The sequence below is a fragment of the Brevundimonas sp. CURTG3B2_SDJG genome, from assembly GCF_057364705.1.
Genome location: NZ_JBNFOJ010000299.1, coordinates 1 through 3,323, shown reverse-complemented (window position 1 = coordinate 3,323; position 3,323 = coordinate 1). Strand labels below are relative to the sequence as shown.

General features: G+C 71.5%; 2 protein-coding genes and 1 pseudogene. All 3 read left to right on the top strand.

What is annotated here, in order from left to right; genetic code table 11:
- Positions 1–1,884 (top strand): TSCPD domain-containing protein (locus AC2W7C_RS15420; protein WP_486002196.1); only part of this gene is annotated, 1,884 nt, incomplete at its 5' end.
- Positions 1,885–1,939: 55 nt separating this feature from the next.
- Positions 1,940–2,434, top strand: a pseudogene (locus AC2W7C_RS15415) (pentapeptide repeat-containing protein).
- A 138-nt stretch (positions 2,435–2,572) separates the two neighbouring features.
- Positions 2,573–3,323, top strand: a 751-nt coding sequence (locus AC2W7C_RS15410; RefSeq protein WP_486002195.1) for a pentapeptide repeat-containing protein, incomplete at its 3' end; no start/stop codon positions are given.

Genomic DNA, 3,323 nt, shown 5'->3' with positions numbered 1-3,323 from the left:
GCCGCTGACGCGGACATCCTTCGGGCCATCGCCGGCGAATCGTTCGAGGCCGCGCCGGTCCCGGTCGCCGCGCGGCCGCCCATGCTGGCCCTGGCGGATCGCGCCCTGATCGCCTCCGGAGCGCCTGAGGCCGCGTCAGCGGGCATGGCCGCCCTGGACGGCGACCTGGTGGTGACGTTCGATCCGGAAACGGCCGAAGCGCTGACGGAGGCGTCCGGCGGCGCCGCGCTGATGGTGTCGGGAAGCCGACTGAAAGCCCTTGCGGGCGATGGCTTCATGGCCGCCTTGGCCGACCAGGTCGTGCTCTGGACCGCCGCCCTGAATGTGGACGGCAAGCCGATGGCCATCGCCCTGGAGGACGCCGCCGACCTGGTCCTGGAAAGCGGGAGCGCGGACCCGGAGGCGCAGATCGGCGAACTGGCCCGGACGATCGCGGAGGCTGCCGGCGGCCGAGCGGGCCTGTTCGTGGATGACGCCGAAGCCCGGCTGCGGCTGGGAGGCTCGTCGCTGCGGGCGCTGGACGTCTTCCAGACGGCCGACGGCGAGATCGAGCGGCGGCTGCGCCCCTCGATCGCGAGGGCCATCGTCGCGCACGGCGGAGACCTGGAGAGCGCCGAGCGTCATCTGTTGGGCCGCCGCACCCTGGCCGAGGCGCCGGGCGTGGACCACGCCGCCCTGAGGGCGCGGGGCTTCACCGATGTGGAGTTGGAGGCCCTGGAGGCCGCCCTAGCCCAGGTCGACCGGTTCGAGGATGCATTCCGCCCCCCCGTTCTGGATCCTGGCTTCCTGCGCGACGTGCTGGGCGTCGAGGACGGCGAGCACCGCGACCTCCTGGGCCGCCTGGGCTTCGCGGCCGAAGAGGTCCGGGCCGCGAGCGGCTGGGTGTTCGGACACGGCGACCTGGCCGGTTGGGACGAGGCGCCCGAAGGCCTGGCGTCCATTCTGGCGGACACCGCGGCCTTCGAAGCCGCCGTGCGCGGGGCCATGGCGCCGTTCAGCGCCCTGCCCGATCTGACGCCCCAATCACTGGATTGGAACGCGACGCCGACACGGGCCGCCCGTCTCCTGGCCGACGCCGCCCGGGACGGCGAGCGGGCGATCCGCCTGCGACGCGCGCCCGCGCCGGCGGGCGTGCTGATCGATCTGCCCGAGACAGAGGCCCCGCGCGAACGACGCTGGGAGCCGGAGCCGCGCGCGGTCGAGCGGGTGGTGGAGAAGGTGATCGAGCGCGACCGCACCCGCCGCAAGCTGCCCGATCGCCGCAAGGGCTACATCCAGAAGGCGGCCGTCGGCGGTCACAAGGTCTACATCCACACCGGCGAGTACGAGGACGGCGAGCTCGGCGAAATCTTCATCGACATGCACAAGGAAGGCGCCGCCTTCCGGTCGCTGATGAACAATTTCGCCATCGCGATCTCGATCGGCCTCCAGTACGGCGTGCCGCTGGACGAATTCGTGGACGCCTTCGTGTTCACCCGGTTCGAGCCGGCCGGGCGAGTGACGGGCAACGACTCGATCCGCTCCGCGACCTCGATCCTGGACTACATCTTCCGCGAGCTGGGCGTGTCGTATCTGAACCGCGCGGAGCTGGCCAACGCCGATGCGGAGCCCCTGGGCGACGGACTGGGTTCGGGCGGAGCCGAAGGCGGAGAGCCGGAGACCGTCCCGGCGGCTCGGTTCATCTCCAAGGGCTTCGCCCGCGGCGCCGCCCCGGACAATCTGGTGGTGCTCCCCTTCGGTTCGAAGCGCGAGACGCCGCCCGCCTCCACGGCCGAATCCACCGAGGCCGTGGCCTGCCCGGCTTGCGGCGACTTCGCCCTGCAGCAGCGGGGCACCGGCTGGGTCTGCGACACCTGCGGCGCCGCGCCGTCGATGCAGGGCTAAGTTAACGGGTCCGGAGTAGCGTTCGGCCAACGCGATCTCTTCGCCGGAGCGACCGATGTCCCGTCCCGCCCTCGCTACGCTTGCGATCCTGGCCGTCGCGGCCGCCGCCCCGCCCGCCGTCGCCCAGAACGCCGGCCAGATCGCCCGGCGTCCGCGGCGGCGCGAGCTGTGCGGGATGCAACCTGTTCCAGGCCGACCTGGCCGGCGTCGAGCGCAACGGCCTGAACCTGGCCGCGCGCGCCTGCGTCAGGCCGACTTCAGCCTGGCCGTGATGAACCGCACCCGTCTGTCCAACGCCGACCTTCGCGACGTCGAGGCCTATGGGGCGGTCCTGTCCGGTTCGAACTTCACCGGCGCGAACCTGACCAACGCCAGCTTCGTCGGCGCCTATCTGGAGGGCGCGGCGTTCGCGGGCGCGACCCTGACCGGGGCGAATTTCTCAGGCGCCTCGCTGCAGCGGGCGACCGGTCTGACCCAATCGCGGCTCAACCAGGCTTGCGGCGACGAGGCCACCCAGCTGCCGCGGGGGCTGACACTTCCCCGCTGCTGATCCGACACCGACGTTACGACGAATTAAGTAGGGTTGGCGGGGGTTTGGCGGCATGTAGGGGGCGTGGAACAGTTTGCTCGCCCCTTCCTCCGTCGCCTTGCAGCCCCCGGTCTGGCCGTCGGCGCCTGCCTGGCCGCCTTGACCGCCGCGGCCCCAGCCGCCGCCGAGATTCAGTTTTCATACCAGGACCGCGACGTCGCCCGGATGGTGTCGCTGGGCGGCAGTTGCAACCGCTGCGAACTGTCGGGCCGCGACCTGACCGGCGCGGCCTTCACCGGCGCCTCCTTCACCAATGCGACCCTGGTCGGCGCCAACATGCGCGGAGCCGAACTGGTCGGCTCCAACTTCTCCGGCAGCGACTTCACCCGTGCCGAACTGGCGGGCGCCGAGATGGTGGGCGCCAACTTCACCGGCGCGACCTTCACCAGCGCCGAACTGAGCGGCGTCTCGGCGATGGGCGCGACGATGGTGCGGGTGCGCATGGATCAGGCCGATCTGACCGGCGCCGAACTGAACGGTGCGAACCTGAACGGCGCGATCCTGAACGGCTCGGACTTCACCGGCGCGGAGCTGAGCGCCATCACCCTGGCCAATGTCAGCGCCCGAGGAACGGACTTCTCGAACGCCGAGATCAACATGTCCAACCTGTCGAACGGCGACTTCCGGTCCGCCTCGTTCCGCGAGGCCGAGCTGAACGGTTCGCGGCTGACCGGCGGCCACTTCGCCGGCGCGAACTTCCGCGAGGCGACGATGAGCCGCACGGACATCCGCGGCGCGGATCTGTCCGGCGCGCGCGGGCTGACCCAGGACCAGCTCAACCGGGCCTGCGGCGACGCCAACACGCGCCTGCCAGCAGGGCTCACGGTCCGGGTGTGCCGCGGCATGGCCG